Annotated in this window: 1 pseudogene; it reads right to left on the reverse strand. The window is 53.8% G+C overall.

Annotated features, from left to right (window positions below):
• A pseudogene (locus tag ACSQ2W_RS27335) lies at positions 1-147 on the reverse strand (ABC transporter substrate-binding protein); the annotation flags it as partial.
• Between the last annotated feature and the right edge of the window lie 61 nt (positions 148-208).

Here is a 208-nt window from a genome sequence, read left to right on the forward strand (position 1 = left end):
TGCCTCCTGACCGGCATAAAGATGGGTGTTGCCGGGAATGTCGCCGGTCGCCATCTCGTCCATCACCCGCTCTTCAAAGCGGCGGATCATCCGCATGTTGCGATAGACCTCGATGAGTTTGTCCTGTGGTAGTTGCAAGCCCGACATCGCTTCCCTCTTTCAATTCGTTGAATGCTATTGTTCGCGGTCAAATTTCTTTGCCGAAGCC

The sequence above is a fragment of the Pararhizobium sp. LjRoot255 genome (assembly GCF_964252905.1).
Taxonomy (GTDB): Bacteria; Pseudomonadota; Alphaproteobacteria; order Rhizobiales; family Rhizobiaceae; genus Pararhizobium.